The organism is Bombilactobacillus sp. ESL1097, from assembly GCF_058107205.1.
On sequence record NZ_JBYLUB010000002.1, the window covers coordinates 642,625 to 659,328 of the forward strand.

The window sequence follows — 16,704 nt, forward strand, 5'->3', positions numbered from 1 at the left end:
AATTTATTTGAACGTGAAATTTGACTAGATAGAATTAATCTAATCATTAGTCAATTGGTGTATTATAATAACTTTAAAAACGTATCAATAGTTAATTTTTAACTAATATAAAGTCAAAAAAAGAAATTGAAGAAGAGATTACAAAGTTAGGACTTAATATGCTTGTGTGAGGTCAATGAGTAATTTTTAATTAGCAAATAAGTGCTTGGTTAAATTACAGATGATTAAAACGGAGGACTTTTCGATGAATAATAAATATTCTAAAATCGTGACCTTATTTGTCTTATTATTTGGATTTTTATTGCTTCAAAGTTCCAATTTGCAAGCTAAGACTTTGAAGCCACACACTGACTTTAGTCAAACAATACATACAGCTAATGATCTCTTGACCAGTCCACAGAACTTCAGTTCACTAACGTCGAGCAGTGCTAGGCAAAGTCGCGATCTCTTAAAAACTAAGCCAGCAATTAGTAACTTTACAGCTTTAACAGCGCCGGTCAGTGGAGTAGCAGGTACTTGTCCGTGGAACCTTGATGTTGATGGTACACTAACGGTGGGCGCGGGTACGTTAGATACTTACGGTTATTATAGAGATGTTAATACTAATTTTACTTACGAAGGTGAAAGTTGGTTGGAGCATAACAGTAATATCAAAAAAGTAGTTCTGCAACCAGGAGTTCAACTCCCAACTAACTGTGCCTATGTTTTTGCTAATTTAATATATTGTACTGAAATTGATGGCTTAGACAAGTTGGATACGAGTCAGGTTACTAATATGGCCAGTATGTTTTATAGGTGCTCCAAGCTTAGTGAACTAGACTTGAGTAACTTTGATGTCAGTCACGTTACTGATATGAGTTATATGTTCGATTATGTGGCTACGGGCAATATATTAAATGTTAATTTAAGTGGCTGGAAGACCAGTCAATTAAAAAATACTTCTGGCATGTTTATTGGAGATGATTTGACTGATTTTAATTTTCAAAATATTGACACTTCTAACGCCACTAGTATGGATTATATGTTTAATAGCGTTACGTGTACTGGAACATTGGATCTGAGATCTTTGGATACTTCTAATGTTACTACAATGTCAAACATGTTTGGTTATTCGCAAATTAGTGCTGCTGATTTAAAAGGATTTGATACAAGTAAAGTTACTGATATGAGTTATATGTTTAGAAATTCGGAATTTCAAAAACTAGATTTGAGTAATTGGGATACCAGTCAGGTCTATAATTTGGCAGCAATGTTTGACGAATGCCAACAATTGACGAAATTAAATGTCGGTGGCAAATTTGGAACATTTAGCAGTAGTCAACCTGTAATCACCAATAGTGACCTCGATGGTTCGAGTTTGTTTTTAGGTTGTTCCAAGTTGATCAATTTAAATCTGACTACATGGCGAACAGAGAACGTGATTAGTATGAAAAGTTGGTTTAAAGATTGTTCTGATTTGCAATCTATTACATGGAATAAGAAATGGTTTAATACCAGTAACGTAACTGTTATGTCTTTCATGTTTTACGGTTGTAGCAGTTTATTAAGGTTAGATGTCAGCGGTTTTGAAACAAGTAATGTTACATCCATGCCTTCTATGTTTTATGGATGTAGCAGTTTACCAAGTTTGGATGTGAGTGATTTTGAAACAAGTAATGTTACGTCCATGTCTTCTATGTTTTATGGCTGTAGCAGTTTACCAAGTTTAGATGTGAGTGATTTTGATACTAGCAATGTTACTGATATGTCTTCTATGTTTAGTGTCTGTAGCAGTTTACCAAGTTTAGATGTGAGTGATTTTGATACAAGTAATGTTAAATCCATGTCTTCTATGTTTTATGGCTGTAGCAGTTTACCAAGTTTAGACGTAAGTAAATTTGATACTAGCAATGTTAAGGATATATCTTCTATGTTTAGTGGCTGTAGCAGTTTACCAAGTTTAGATTTAAGTAATTTTGACACCAGAAAAGTCACTGATATGTCTCACATTTTTTATGCATGTGAAAATTTAACCAATTTAGATTTAAGTAGTTTTGACACTAGTCAAGTTACTGATATGTCTGATATGTTCTATAATTGTAGAAGCTTACCAAGTTTAGATTTAAGTAGTTTTGACACCAGTCAAGTTATTAGAATGTTTTATATGTTCTATAACTGTAGCAGTTTGACCCATTTAGACGTCAGCAACTTTAACACCAGTAAGGTTGTTGATATGGAAAGTATGTTCTCTGGTTGTAGCAATTTAACGAGTTTAGATTTAAGTAAATTCGATACCACTAAAGTTCAGTACAAAGAATCTATTTTATATTTTACGCAAGGTGATCATAATTTGTGGAAAATTAAAGTAAGTTCTAAGGTGCTCTTTCCTAATGCCTATCATTATAGCTCTAGTAGTAAGTACGATTGGTATAATGATTATGTAGACATGCCACAATTAGGTTTGACTTTTCAAGATGGCGCTTATCAATATAAAGTTTTAGGTCAGGCTGGGCAAAAGACCGGCGCTTGGCAAGCCGTGGGTGCAGGAACGGACCATCACCCAACTGGGACCATTTATCCGACCCGAGATTCATTGGATGATGATTTTTTACGTAATGCTAATCGTCCGAGTCAAGATCAAGATTCGGACGCCAGTAAGGGAAATCCTACGCAAACTTTAGTCTGGCAGCATCAGTTAAAGAATCAAACACCGCAAGTAAGGTTTGGGACATTGGGCACTACAAATATGGACCTAGAATATTGCCATGATTATCAAGATAAGAGTTTGCCCGCTATACAACTAAGCGGAAGCGTGATTGATAACGATAGTTCTCGAGTACAGTTTTATTATGCCATTGATCCGGTAGATACGACGCCAACTTTAGCTGAGATTGAAAGCTATCAAAAATTACAGCCCACACCTTTGACTATTCAAGATCCGTCATTGGCGCAATCTTGGACAGCAAATATTATTGATCAGACTGATTTAAAGACTTTAGCCACTCCCAAGGCTGGCGGTCATCAAATTAAGATCTATGCAGTTGATAGTGGGGGCCAGTTTACTAGTGAAAATCCGCAGGCTTCAACAGCAGCTACAGTTAATGTTGCTGAAAATAGTTTAGTACAGATCAATTATCTTGATAGTGCTACTAACCAGCCAGTTTTTAATAAAGATGAAGATGGACACAAAGCTGCTCAGACGTTGGTTGGTGTAGTTGGCAAGCCGATAGATCCGACAGATCAAGCTAATTTTCCAACTGCGATTAAGACAAAGCATTATCGTTATACTTTAACTAACGCTTTAGAAATACTACAAGTTTTCCCAGCTATTACTTCGGATCCCTTGTTACCGCTAGCGCCGTATCAATTAGATTTGAAATATAATTCGGGGACGATAAGCTTGAGCGTGCCGGATACGCTAGACTTTGGCACCAAGATTGTACAAACGGCTAAGCAAGCTTACGATTTGCCATATGATGCCACACGAACAGCATTAAAAGTAACGGACACGACGGGGGCACCGAGTTGGCAGCTCAGTTTAGCGATTGCAGATTTCACTAGTGATCAAACGACAACGCCATTAACAAACATTTTTCAATATTTATCCAGTAATAGTAGTAGTACGCCAACTGCTATTTCGCAAACGCCGGCGCTAATTGATCAGTATGACAAGCATCATACGCTTGTCGATAGTTCTGGTAAGGCGGTTACTGATATTTCAACAGGTTGGTGGAATACTAGTCATCACCAGATTGCTGGGCCCAAGTTAGACTTACGGCAATTGCAAGTTCCAGTCTATAAAGCAGATTATCATGCTACAGCAAAATGGGCGTTAGTCAATTCACTACAATAAAACAAGCTGTTAGTCTTGTGAGCGCAATTGTTTTCAGATTTAATGTGTTGAAATAAGAACTAATTATTCTATGTAAATAAAGGGTTTATGTAAAGTAGTGTTGATAATTAATTTTGAACTAACTAGATTGGTAATTGGTCTAGTTAGTTTTTTACTTCTAATATATGAACAGTATTTAACTATTATTTCTGGCTAGATTATTAAAATGATAGCGCTTATTATAAATAACAGGGACAACTTTGTATTGATTACTCAATGATACAAGGTTTAAATCCTAGAGATAAGAATTTTAATTTCAGTATTAAGAAGATCATTGGGAGGTTGTTTGAATGAAGATTCAGACTTTTTCGTTAAAAGCTGATAATCCAGCAGTGACGTTGACAACGTATTTACTAGATGATTCAAGCGAAACTATTAATGGTGGTAATCGGCCTGCCATTATTATTTGTCCGGGTGGTGGCTATTTTAATTGTTCAGATCGCGAGGCGGAACCCATTGCTTTAAAATTTAATGCATTGGGTTATCATGCCTTTGTTTTACGATATAGTACTTATAATGATGGTTCCGCAGATTTACCGGATTTAGTTGATTTACCACCGAAAAAAGAGCGATTATTTCCACAACAGTTATTAGAATTAGGCCAGGCTATGGTTTTGGTCAAGAAAAACGCAGCAAAATGGCATGTGGATCCACAAAAAGTGGCCGTTTGTGGCTTTTCCGCTGGTGGACATAATGCCGCTTTGTACGCAACTAATTGGCATCGTGCTTGGTTTACCAAGCATTTTGGAGCCGATAAGAATTTATTACAACCAGCGGCTTGCATTTTAGGTTATGCTTTAACAGATTATGTTATGTTGAATCAACAAATTAAAGAAGTTATGCAAGGAATGGATCAGCAGTTTATGAAGGCGTCGATGGTCGCTCTATTAGGTCAAGAAGAACCTTCATTAGACCAATTACAACAAACTAGCCCGGTTTTACAAGTTGACCAAAATACGCCTGCTACTTTTATTTGGGCGACTGCGGATGATCCATTGGTTTCATCATTACATTCGTTGAAATTTGCAACAGCCCTAAAAGAACAGAATATTCCGTTTGAATTACATTTGTTTGAACATGGTGCGCACGGTTTGAGCTTGGCCACGCAGGCGACTGCTGCTTCGCAAAGTCAAATTGTAAGCGATGTTGCCCTGTGGTTTGATTTGTGTGCTACTTGGTTACAAAAACGTTTTGCGTTGCCGTTACCCAAGTTGAGTGCTTTTGAACAAATGTTAGCTGACAATCAAAAAGCTTAGCTGGTATTGATTTTTTAACAAAAAAGCTCCCAATGTGGGAGCTCATACATAAACTAATCAATCATAATATCACCCGTACGGGAATCGGACCCGTAACTCCACCTTGAGAGGGTGGCGTCTTAACCATTTGACCAACGGGCAATCAAACAATAACTATCATACTGAAAAATCGATTGTTCGTCAAGCATTGTTTTACAAAGCCATCAGGATAGCTGCAAGATTGTTTAATAGATGTAAGCAAATATCACTTTTAATATTTTGGGTACGCACATAGAGTAATCCGAGTAATAAGCCGATGAGAAATTTAGATAAAAAATAGATAGGGTCTTTCGAGAGATGGACTAATCCGAATAAAACGGCGCTGATAAAAGCTCCGAGATATAAGTGATCAGCAAAAAACCAATTAATGATTAGGCCACGAAAAAGAATCTCTTCAGTAATTGGGGCAATGAAAATGGCATAGATCACAAATAAAACTGGAGATGCTTGGGCTAAGTGGAGTAAACTATTCACGTTGGTATTGTCAGTCGTTTTCATTAATGGTAGCAATACTAAATTGATAACGATTACTAAGACAAACGCAATACCAATCAATGTATAAGTGGGCTTAGATAGCTTGTGCGTAGGGAAAGTTTGGCTGTGTTGCAGTCCCCACCACATAATTGTGATGACTATTAAAATACTAAGACCAAAGCTTAACGTAATTTGGAAAGGAGCTAGGTGTTCTTTAGCAGTTAGTTGCAAAATAATTAAGGGTAATTGTTGTAATAAATAAAAAAAACATAGTCCTATAATTAAAAAAATTGTGGTAAGATAGTGGTTATTTTGATGCTTAAGTTTCATAAAATTAACCTTTCTAATTAAGGGAGTGGATTAAAGCGCATGTTTCGAATTATGAAAAATCGAATTCCTCTATGGAGTGTATTAGGGGCGATTCTCTTTATGGTTTTACAAGTAATGGGCAATTTGTATTTGCCGAATATTACTTCAGATATTGTTAATAATGGGATCACTAAAGGTGATACTCATTATATCATAATGGCGGGAATCAAAATGATCGGAGTGTCGTTACTGGTTATTATTGCCGCAACGGTCAATGTTTCTCTAGCTTCACAAGCATCACAAAAGTTAGGGAAAAATTTACGGAGTGACATTTATCGTAAAGTTTTGTATTTGTCGAATGATGAATTTGATCAAGTGGGAACTTCTTCATTGATTACCAGAACGACCAATGATGTGGTGCAAATGCAAAATGTCACAATGATGATGTTACGAATGATGATTATGGCACCAATTATGATGTTAGGTGCTAGTTTTATGGCTTATCAAAAAGATCAGCAGCTGACTAAGATTTTCATTATTGTCTTACCAATTCTCATCGTGGTAGTCGGCGTGATTTTATATTTTGCGGATCCTTTGTTTCGTAAAATGCAGGAAAAGACCGATCGGTTGAACTTAGTTTTTCGTGAAGGTTTAACTGGCGTGCGCGTGATTCGAGCTTTTCGCCAAGATGACTGGGAGTAAAAGCGGTTTGCGGCCGCTAATCAAGATTATACGCACAATGCCCAAAAGGTCTTTTCCATTGTAGCCGTGATGTATCCACTAACGACTTTAATCATGAGTGCTACTAATATTGCTATTACATGGCTAGGTGCGAAGTATATTTCCATGCAAGTGATGCCCATTGGTAATTTGTTAGCCTTTATGACGTATGCTTCACAAATCTTAATGAGCGTTATGATGTTATCCATGATTTTTGTGGTCGTGCCCAGAGCTCAAGCTTCCGGGGTGCGGATTAACGAAGTTTTACAATTACAAAACCAGATCGTGGATCCAAAACAACCACAAGAATTGCAACAAGCTAGTGCAGCGGTAGCGATGCAACAGGTTACTTTTAGCTATCAAAATGCGCAGCAACCGGCCTTGCAAAAGATTGATTTTCAGGCGCAGGCCGGGCAAACTGTCGGAATTATTGGAGGAACTGGTTCTGGCAAGACAACCTTAATCAACTTGTTATGTCGGTTATATGATCCGCAGACCGGACAAGTTTTGGTTGATGGTCATGATGTCCGGCAAGTTAAGCAACAAGATTTGCGGCATGCTATTTCTTTGGTACCACAAAAATCAATTTTATTTAAGGGTACGTTACGCCAAAACTTACAGTATGGTAACCAACAGGCAACCGATGCCGAGTTGTGGCATGCACTCAAAATTGCGCAGGCCGATGATTTTATTGCCGCTGAAAAGGGCTTAGATACCTTGGTGGAACAAAATGGTGATAATTTCTCTGGTGGTCAAAAACAACGCTTGGCGATTGCGCGCGCTTTAGTGAAGCCAGCTGATATTTATATTTTTGACGACTCTTTTTCCGCGTTGGATTTTAAAACTGATTCCCAATTAAGAAAAGCCTTAAAAACTGATCCAGCGATGCAAGATAAAGTCGTCGTCATTGTCGGCCAACGAATTTCAACAATTTCTGATTCCGATGTTATTGTTGTCTTAGATCAAGGTCAGATGGTTGGTTTAGGAACACATCAAGAGTTGAAACAATCTAATACAACTTATCAAGAAATTATTAAATCTCAATTGAAAGGAGATACAATGAATGCCTAAAAATCATTCTGATCGTCGAAATTTTGGTCAACGTAAACCCCAAAACTTTTGGAAGACCACCTGGCGTTTATGCCGGTATTTATCCGATTTTTGGTTCTCAATTATTTTGGTACTAATTTTGGCTGTCACAGCCACGATTTTTCAAATTAAAACACCGAAGATTTTAGGTGAAGCGACAACGGAAATCTTTAAGGGTGTCATGACCGGTTTAGCCAAACAAAAGGCGGGTTTTAATATTACGCAATTCCCAGTTAATTTTGGCAAAATTGAACAAATTTTAGCAATTGTTGCTTTAATGTATTTGGGTTCGGCCGTTTTTAATTTCTTACAACAAATTTTGATGACGCGTGCTTCCCAGCAAACGGTTTACAAATTGCGGCGGGATTTAAAATTAAAAATGAAGTTTTTGCCGATTAATTATTATGATACCCATGATAATGGCGATATTATGTCGCGGGCGATTAATGATATGGATAATATTGCTAGTACGTTACAACAAAGTATTACGCAATTAGTTACCAGCATTGTCACTTTGGTCGGAACATTATGGATGATGTTCTCGATTAGTTGGAAATTGACTTTAATTGCCTTAATCACCGTTCCGGTTAGTATCATTGTGATTGGCTTGATTGCGCCCAAATCGCAAAAAGCTTTTTCTGCTCAACAAGCTTCTTTGGGATTATTGAATAATCAAATTGAAGAAAATTATGGTGCGCATTTAGTAGTTAAAGCCTTTAATCATGAACCAGAAGCTTTAGCAGAATTTGAAGAAGAGAATAATCGCTTATACCATTCTGCTTGGAAAGCACAACTCTGGTCCGGTTTAATGATGCCGTTAATGACTTTTGTGAACAATTTGGGTTATGTGGGCGTCGCTATCTACGGGGGCATTCAAGTAGCTCATGGTCGTTTGCCGATTGGTGATATTCAAGCTTTCTTGCAATACACGCAACAGTTTTCACAACCGATTAATCAATTAGCTAATTTATCCAATACGATTCAAGCAACAGTTGCTTCAGCAGAGCGGATTTTCGCCATCATGGATGAGCCAGAAATGCCGCACACACATGTTGATATTGCTGACGAAGAAACTGCTAATTTGATTGAATTGGATCATGTGCAATTCGGCTATCAGGGACAACCACTGCTTTTAAAAGACTATTCGCTACAAGTTAAACCGGGTGAAATGGTGGCAATTGTGGGACCAACCGGCGCCGGTAAAACAACGATTATTAACTTGTTGGAACGCTTTTATGATATTAGTGGTGGTTCGATTAAACTAGCTGGTCAGGATACGCGTAACTTAAAGCGTGAAGATTTGCGGAGTCATTTTGCGATGGTGCTGCAAGATACATGGTTATTTACCGGCAGTATTTACGACAATTTAAAATATGGCCGTGAAGATGCAACTCAAGAAGAAATTATGGCGGCTGCTAAAGCGGCGCACGTCGATGAATTTGTGCAACAATTACCACAAGGCTATGACACAATTTTAAATGAAGAAGCTTCTAATATCTCTCAAGGACAACGCCAGTTGTTAACCATTGCGCGCGCCTTTGTAGCAGATCCGGAAATTTTAATCTTAGATGAGGCGACTTCCTCGGTTGATACGCGCACTGAGATTCATATTCAACATGCTATGGAGCGTTTATTAAAAGGCCGGACGAGCTTTGTGGTGGCGCACCGTTTATCAACCATTCAAGATGCTGACCAGATTATTGTCATGAATCAAGGATCAATTATTGAAACAGGCACGCATGACGAGTTATTAGCCCAAAACGGCTTCTATGCTGATTTATATAATTCTCAGTTTAGTGGTAGTGTGGCGCTTTAATGGCAGTAAGGACAGATTATCTACTGGCTAAAATTCACCAACTAGTGGTAGAGCAAGTAGTTCCTGGAGTCAGTTGTGCTTTGATTACACCGGACAATTGCTATCAAAATTGTTGGGGGTGTAATGCTTGGCAGCCGCAAGTTACGCAACTGCACCAAAACAGTTTATATGACTTAGCTTCGTTAACCAAAGTTTTAGGTACGACGACTGTTTTACTAAAGTTGATTGAACAGGGAATATTATCCTGGGATAGTAAAGTAGCGACTTATTTGCCATTATTTACTGATCAACGTGTGACTTTGACGCATCTGATGACGCATACTTCTGGCATTCGGGGTTACATCCCTAATCGTGATCAATTATCGGCATCGCAATTGTTAGTTGCCCTACAAGAATTACCGATCACAACTGAGTTTGAGCAAGTAGTGCGGTATACCGATACGGGGCCAATTTTAGCAGGCTTAATCATTGAACAAATTTATCAGCAATCAGTACAAACGGTCATTGAACAAGAAGTTTTACAACCCTTAGGGTTAACGACAGCAACGTTTCATCCGGAGGCAGCAAAATGCGTCGTAACTAATCAACGGGCTGGTCATTGGTTACAGGGAGAAGTTCATGATCCTAAGGCTTATCAATTAGGTCAGCATTGTGCTTCAGCCGGTTTATTTGCTGCTATAACGGATTTAATCCGATTTACGCAATTTATGCTGGGACAATTATCAATTTCTCAGCCGCCAATTCAACAGGATATGGTGACCGGCTTATTTCAAGATTTTACCCAGCATCATTTAGGACGTTCATTTGGTTGGGATCTCCGCAAAAATGCACAACAACAATGGGTGTTGTATCATACCGGCTATACAGGGAACTTTTGGTTGATTGATCGCTTCCGTCAGCGAGCGTTAATTGTGTTGAGTAATCGGGTACACCCGTTCAATAACAATCAACGTTTCTTAAGCCAAAGAGACGCAATCGTGAATTTATTTTTACAATAAGGAAAAATAAAGACAGTTTATTGAGGATCAAGTTAGAATCCCATCTAAACTGTCTTTTTTAGTAGTTTTGATAGTAATAAATAGCTAATTGAGTGCGATCGCGCAACTGCAGTTTAGTTAATAATTGACTGATTTGATTGCGAACGATCAAATGCTTTCAGGTCAATTTTGGAAATTTGAACTCATTTTAATTTTGTTTGGCTTAGTTTTTCTTGTTTTACAGGCCCTGTATCAACGCTTACAAAACCAACAATTGGTGTTTAATGAATAATAATTATAAAAAGACGCAGCCAAGAATCAATAAGATCAATCATCTTACGATTCCTGCTGCGTCTATTTTAGTTTGACTAACCATTAAGCTAAATTCTTTTGTTTAATGTAGCCTTGATCGACTAATTTTTTGCGTAATTGTAACATTGCCGTATAAGTAGCTAAAACATAAATCTTTTCGGGTGCTTGTTGTTTCAACTTAGTTAAAAAGGTATCTAAATCAGGAACATGTTGTAATTGTTCTGCTTTAACGCCAGCGACCTGAAAGCGAAAATGGATGTCATGCCAACGTTCACCGCCAGTAATCACTTGGGGAATCTTGGTAAATGGTAATTGTTCAAAATTACCATCCCAAATCCAACTAGTATCAATACCGTCAGCATAATTAGCATTTAATAAAAATCCGAGACTATACGGATCATCGTCGGAATTTAAGGTACTGATCACTTGGTTTAAGCCCACAGGATTTTTAACGAGGATAATGGTTAGCTGCTTATCATCTAACGTGATGACTTCTTGGCGACCGAAAACTTGTTCATTATAGCTGAAAGCTTGCTTAATTTGATTAGGCGAAACGTTAAACTCACTACCAGTAGCATAAGCAGCTAAAGCATTGTAGATGTTATACATGCCCCCAATATTAATGGTAAAGTTAGTTTGATCAATTGCAAAGCTAGATTGATTAGGCATTAACTGTTCAGTACTGGTCACTTGATAATCTAATTGTGGTCGGTGGAAATGACAATGAGGACAGAAATAATCGCCTAAATTAGCATAAGTAATCATATGATAATGCATAATCTGATGACACTTAGGGCAAAGAACGCCATCAACATTAAAATCGGCCCGTAAATCAGTGGTTAATTGCTGCTCGTTGCCAAAGCCGTAATAAATTTTAGGATTGGGCAAGTCATCAACTTGAAAAATGGCGGCATCGGCATTGATAATTAATTTAGCTTGCGGTGCTAATTTAATGCCCGCTCGAATTTTGTCCCAGGTAGTATAGATTTCACCGTAGCGATCCATTTGGTCTCGAAAAATATTAGTCAAAATAAAAGCGCTGGGCGTCATGGCTTGACAAATTGGTTCGACATTGGCTTCATCAACTTCTAAAATGGCAATTTTTTTAGTAGCATCATCTCGCCGATCACTTAAAAAAGCTGATGTAATTCCTTGGATCATATTGGAACCAGTCGGGTTGGTTAACAGATGATCGTATTCTTGCTGTAAAATTTTGGTAATTAAGGAAGTAGTTAAAGTTTTGCCATTAGTCCCCGTCACAATAATCACTTGATAATCTTGACTGAGTTCTTTTAAAACGTTGGGATCAATCCGGTAAGCTAATTTCCCGGGTAAGGAACTGCCGCGATGAAAAACATCATGCAAAATTTTATAAGTTACTTTGCCGCAAGTGGCTGCTAGTTTTGATTTTAAGCTCATGTAAACACCCTTTTTAATTAATAAAAAAATCATACCATAAAAATTCTGCTAAGGTATAGTTGATTAGTATTTATCTATAGAAGTTTGTTCAGAATTGCGTATAATAAAAAGCGGTGAATCTAAATAAAGGAGTTCCAAGTTGTGGCACAATTATTCTTTCGCTACGGGGCAATGAATGCTGGTAAATCAATTGAAGTTTTAAAAGTAGCTCATAATTATGAGGAACAAGGCAAGCATGTTCTTTTATTAACCAGTGGTTTAGATAACCGTAATGGTGTGGGTAAGATTGCTAGTCGGATTGGTCTAACGCGTGACGCATTAGCATTGATGACTCAAGATAATTTATTTGAACTAGTTCAGACGCAAACTTTAACTCAAACAATTTCTTGTGTTTTAATTGATGAAGCTCAGTTTTTAACAGCTGAGCAAGTCAAACAAGCGGCTCGAGTAGTTGATGATTTGAGTATTCCAGTGATGGCGTTTGGTTTAAAGAATGATTCATTAAATCACTTATTTTCTGGCTCAGAAGCCTTATTAATTTATGCTGATAAGATTGAAGAAATGAAAACAATCTGTTGGTTTTGTGAGAAAAAAGCTATCATGAATCTCCGTGTAACTAATGGTCAGCCCGATTATGGTGGTCAACAAGTGCATATTGGGGGCAACGAATCATATTATCCTGTTTGCCGGCGGCATTATTGGCATCCAGCAATCAAAACAGAAGGTGAGAAATAAATGGACAAAATTTTTGATCAATTGCAGGGCTTAGTTGAACGTTTTGAAGAACTGCAAGAAATGATGAGTGATCCAGAAGTGATTAGTGATACACCTCGTTATTTGAAAATTTCTAAAGAAGCAGCTGATATGCAAGAAGTTGTTGATCAATTTAAAAAATATCAGCAATTAAAATCAGATATTACAGAGAGCAAGGAAGTATTAAACGAAAGCCATGATGCTGATTTGGAAGCTTTAGCTAAGGAAGATTTGGCAGAAATGGAACCGCAGTTACAAGCAACTGAAGAAAAAATTAAATTACTGATGCTTCCGAAAGATCCCAATGATGATAAAAACATTATTATGGAAATTCGGGGGGCTGCTGGCGGTGATGAAGCCAGCTTATTTGCCGGTGATTTGTTAAATATGTACGAACACTATGCTGAAAATCAGGGTTGGCATTTTGAAATTATTGATGAAAATAAAACCGAAGTTGGTGGCTATAAAGAAGTAGCCATGATGATTACGGGTAAAAATGTTTATTCCAAATTAAAATTTGAAAATGGCGCTCATCGGGTACAGCGAGTTCCTTCCACAGAATCTGCTGGTCGGGTGCATACTTCAACGGCTACGGTAGCAGTGATGCCCGAATACGATGAAGTAGATTTAGAAATTGATCCGAAAGATATTCGCGTTGATGTTTACCGTTCTTCCGGTGCTGGTGGGCAACATATTAATAAAACTTCTTCAGCAGTCCGTATGACCCATTTACCGACCGGTATTGTAGTGGCAATGCAAGATCAACGTTCACAGCAGCAAAATCGGGAAAAAGCCATGCAAATTTTGCGTTCGCGCGTCTATGATTATTATGAATCTCAAAACCAAAGTGATTACGACGCAGAACGGAAATCAGCAGTAGGAACTGGTGATCGTTCTGAACGGATTCGGACTTATAATTATCCGCAAAATCGGGTGACTGATCATCGGATTGGTTTGTCGTTAAACAAACTAGATAAAATTATTGGTGGTCAATTAGATGATATTATTGATGCGTTAATTTTGTCAGACCAAACTCAAAAATTGGAGCAAATTCAAAATGGTTCCACCAAGTTATATTGATGCCCAACAATGGGCTTTTTTAATACTTCAAAATCTGCCGCAAGGTCCAGAAATTGCCCAATATTTATTACTGGAACTAACTAATTGGACGCCGAGTCAGTTACAGTTTCATCAAAAAGATGTTGTTCCGTCAGAACTTTGGCAAAGATATCAAGCTGTTATTCGTCAAGCTCAGACGGGAGAACCGCCCCAATATATTTTGGGTCAAGCGTGGTTTTATGGCCGCCAGTTTCAAGTTAATGCCGCTACTTTAATTCCACGGCAAGATAGTGAAATGATGATCGCACAGATCTTGCAAGAGCACCCCCACGGCCGCTTGTTAGAACTGGGTACCGGTTCAGGAGCATTGGTAGAAACCTTGGCATTGGAAGGTCAATATCAAGCCGTCACTGCGACCGATATTTCCTCAGCGGCTTTACAAGTGGCTCAGGCTAATGCCCAACGATATCAGCTGACAATTGACTTTCGTCAAGGTGACTTATTTGCACCAGTGGCCGAGCAATTATTTGATGTAATTGTTTTTAATCCACCATATATCGGTGAAGAGGAACGTAAGTATATGGATCAATCAGTTTTAGAGTTTGAACCGCAGCAAGCATTATTTGCCACAGAACAGGGTTTAAGTTATTATCGGCGCATTTTTGCCCAATTTAGTCAATTTTTAGCACCAAATGGCCAACTTTATTTAGAATTTGGCTTTCAACAACAAGAAAAACTTAGTAAAATGTTTCAAGAGCAGGTCACGGGCTACCAAATTCAATTTTTTCGTGATTTGTCAAATCAACCGCGTTTTTTGCGAATTCAACGAAAAGAGGTGAATTAAATAATGGAAACGAAAATGTTTACTCGTGCTGATTTACCACAAGCAGCCCAACTACTTAAAGCTGGTCAATTAGTTGCTTTTCCAACCGAAACGGTTTATGGCTTAGGTGCTGATGCAACTAATGCCCAAGCCGCAGCAGCGGTTTATGTAGCTAAGGGGCGTCCGAGTGATAATCCGTTAATTGTTCATGTTAATTGTCCCGAGATGGTGTGGCAATACGCTGATGTGCAATTTAAATCCTTAGCTGAGCCTTTAATGAAGGCTTTTTGGCCGGGACCGTTAACCATCATCCTACCAGTTGCCGATCATAAGCTCTCTAAAACTGTTACCGGCGGCTTAAAGACGGCGGCTTTTCGGATGCCTGATAATCAATTGACTTTGGATTTAATTAGTGAGGTACAACGTCCTTTAGTTGGGCCTTCAGCTAATACTTCAGGCAAACCGAGCCCAACTTTACCGGAACATGTTTACCATGATTTACATGGTAAAATCGCGGGGATTTTAGCTGATGGTGCCACACGCGTCGGGCTTGAATCCACTGTTTTAGATTTAACTAGTGAGGTGCCCACAATCTTACGTCCGGGTGCTTTAACTGAGCAACAATTGTCCAAAGTTATTGGTACAGTTCAAACTAGTCATCATAAGGTTCAGGCTGGCGAAATTCCAAAAGCTCCGGGGATGAAGTATAAGCATTATGCTCCTAAAGCCCAGGTAATTGTTGTGGATCAGCCTCAAGATTTTGCTGCAGCATTAACTTGGGTGCAACAACAAAAGAAAGCTTTTGCCGTTATGGCCACTACTTCAGTTTTACAATCGTTAGATTTACAACAAGCAACAGATACTTTTTCATTGGGAGATTCTTTAAATTCAGCCAGTCATTTACTGTTTGCTGCCTTAAGACAATTTGATTTAAATGATCAAATTGAATATATTTTGGCGCAAGGCAGTTCTGATCAAGACTTAGGAATCGCTTATATGAATCGATTAAATAAAGCAGCTGGTAACCAGCATTTTAAAGCATAGGAGGAATTTAGGATGTCTAAATTTACAGTATTAAATCATCCCTTAATTCAACATAAATTAACCATTATCCGTAATAAAGATACGGGTACTCGCGTCTTTCGGGAGGTCGCTAATGAAATTGCCGAATTAATGGTTTATGAAATTACCCGCGATTTACCATTAGAAGATACCGAAGTAATTACTCCAATGGGTAAAAGTACACAAAAACAATTAGCTGGTAAAAAATTAGCCGTTATTCCGATTTTACGGGCTGGTTTAGGCATGGTTGACGGTGTTTTACGATTGATTCCAGCTGCCAAAGTTGGGCATATTGGCATGTATCGTGATGAGGAAACGTTAAAGCCACATGAATATTTTGTTAAATTACCACCTGATATTGATCAACGTGATTTGTTGATTGTAGATCCAATGTTAGCTACTGGAGGTTCTGCTAATATGGCCATTGAAGCCTTGAAAAAACGCGGTGCGCAAAATATGCGTTTAGTCGTTTTGGTAGCAGCGCCCGAAGGTGTACGGGCCGTACAGGAAGCGCATCCTGACGTTGATATCTATGCAGCATCTTTGGATGAAAAAATTACTGAAAGTGGTTATATTTTCCCAGGATTGGGTGACGCCGGCGATCGCTTATTTGGAACTAAATAAATTTTGAATTTTATGAGAAAATGTCTTTGATTTTATAACTTTTGGTGGTAATCTAGCCATGTGCCTTACTTTTTATTAAAAGGCAATGAAAAATAATGAAA

Annotated in this window: 11 protein-coding genes, 1 tRNA gene and 2 pseudogenes; 10 read left to right on the forward strand and 4 right to left on the reverse strand. The window is 38.1% G+C overall.

Translation table 11 applies throughout. The annotated features are described in order from the left end of the window. Positions 1–244 precede the first annotated feature (244 nt). Together AC3B6D_RS07050 and AC3B6D_RS07055 are read left to right on the forward strand one after the other, a co-directional pair. Positions 245–3,832: a BspA family leucine-rich repeat surface protein gene (locus AC3B6D_RS07050; protein ID WP_489775263.1), complete on the forward strand. Its 3,588-nt coding sequence runs from the start codon at positions 245–247 to the stop codon at positions 3,830–3,832. Between the two features lie 329 nt (positions 3,833–4,161). Beyond that, positions 4,162–5,127 carry an alpha/beta hydrolase gene (locus AC3B6D_RS07055; protein WP_489775264.1) on the forward strand — a complete coding sequence of 322 codons (966 nt, stop codon included), beginning with the start codon at positions 4,162–4,164 and terminating at the stop codon, positions 5,125–5,127. 69 nt (positions 5,128–5,196) lie between these two features. Here the strand turns inward: AC3B6D_RS07055 and AC3B6D_RS07060 are convergent. After that, a tRNA-Glu gene (locus tag AC3B6D_RS07060) sits at positions 5,197–5,268 on the reverse strand. A 51-nt stretch (positions 5,269–5,319) separates the two neighbouring features. After that, on the reverse strand, positions 5,320–5,970 hold the full coding sequence (locus AC3B6D_RS07065) for a CPBP family intramembrane glutamic endopeptidase (RefSeq protein WP_489775265.1): 651 nt from the start codon (positions 5,968–5,970) through the stop codon (positions 5,320–5,322). Between the two features lie 39 nt (positions 5,971–6,009). Between AC3B6D_RS07065 and AC3B6D_RS07070 the strand changes: the two are divergent. The 3 genes and pseudogenes from AC3B6D_RS07070 to AC3B6D_RS07080 all read left to right on the forward strand — a co-directional run bounded on the left by AC3B6D_RS07070 (position 6,010) and on the right by AC3B6D_RS07080 (position 10,572). Next, a pseudogene (locus tag AC3B6D_RS07070) lies at positions 6,010–7,740 on the forward strand (ABC transporter ATP-binding protein). Continuing rightward, positions 7,733–9,574 (forward strand): ABC transporter ATP-binding protein, encoded by a 1,842-nt coding sequence (locus AC3B6D_RS07075; RefSeq protein WP_489757771.1) that lies wholly within the window; start codon positions 7,733–7,735, stop codon positions 9,572–9,574. Before AC3B6D_RS07070 ends, AC3B6D_RS07075 begins: the two are co-directional and overlap by 8 nt. Next, the gene (locus tag AC3B6D_RS07080; RefSeq protein ID WP_489775266.1) at positions 9,574–10,572 is read left to right on the forward strand and encodes a serine hydrolase domain-containing protein; all 999 of its coding nucleotides are present in this window, start codon (positions 9,574–9,576) and stop codon (positions 10,570–10,572) included. The genes AC3B6D_RS07075 and AC3B6D_RS07080 overlap by 1 nt, the downstream gene beginning before the upstream one ends. Positions 10,573–10,630: 58 nt before the next feature. Here AC3B6D_RS07080 and AC3B6D_RS07085 read toward each other — a convergent pair. After that, positions 10,631–10,717 (reverse strand): annotated as a pseudogene (locus tag AC3B6D_RS07085) (DNA-binding response regulator); the annotation flags it as partial. Between the two features lie 209 nt (positions 10,718–10,926). Continuing rightward, positions 10,927–12,282 (reverse strand): MurT ligase domain-containing protein, encoded by a 1,356-nt coding sequence (locus tag AC3B6D_RS07090; RefSeq protein ID WP_489757779.1) that lies wholly within the window; start codon positions 12,280–12,282, stop codon positions 10,927–10,929. A 141-nt stretch (positions 12,283–12,423) separates the two neighbouring features. Here AC3B6D_RS07090 and AC3B6D_RS07095 point away from each other — a divergent pair, with 141 nt between their 5' ends. Genes AC3B6D_RS07095 through upp form a run of 5 tightly spaced genes read left to right on the forward strand, consistent with a single transcriptional unit; the run spans position 12,424 to position 16,603 of the window. Further along, entirely contained in the window at positions 12,424–13,017 is a 594-nt protein-coding gene (locus AC3B6D_RS07095; protein WP_489757780.1) for a thymidine kinase, read from the forward strand. Beyond that, positions 13,018–14,115 (forward strand): peptide chain release factor 1, encoded by a 1,098-nt coding sequence (gene prfA, locus AC3B6D_RS07100; protein WP_489775267.1) that lies wholly within the window; start codon positions 13,018–13,020, stop codon positions 14,113–14,115. Beyond that, positions 14,093–14,938, forward strand: coding sequence for a peptide chain release factor N(5)-glutamine methyltransferase (gene prmC / locus AC3B6D_RS07105; RefSeq protein WP_489757782.1), 846 nt, complete (start codon positions 14,093–14,095; stop codon positions 14,936–14,938). Before prfA ends, prmC begins: the two co-directional genes overlap by 23 nt. 3 nt (positions 14,939–14,941) lie before the next feature. Further along, positions 14,942–15,961 carry an L-threonylcarbamoyladenylate synthase gene (locus tag AC3B6D_RS07110; protein WP_489757783.1) on the forward strand — a complete coding sequence of 340 codons (1,020 nt, stop codon included), beginning with the start codon at positions 14,942–14,944 and terminating at the stop codon, positions 15,959–15,961. A gap of 12 nt (positions 15,962–15,973) precedes the next feature. Then, entirely contained in the window at positions 15,974–16,603 is a 630-nt protein-coding gene (gene upp / locus AC3B6D_RS07115; protein ID WP_489757784.1) for a uracil phosphoribosyltransferase, read from the forward strand. Positions 16,604–16,704: the final 101 nt, after the last annotated feature.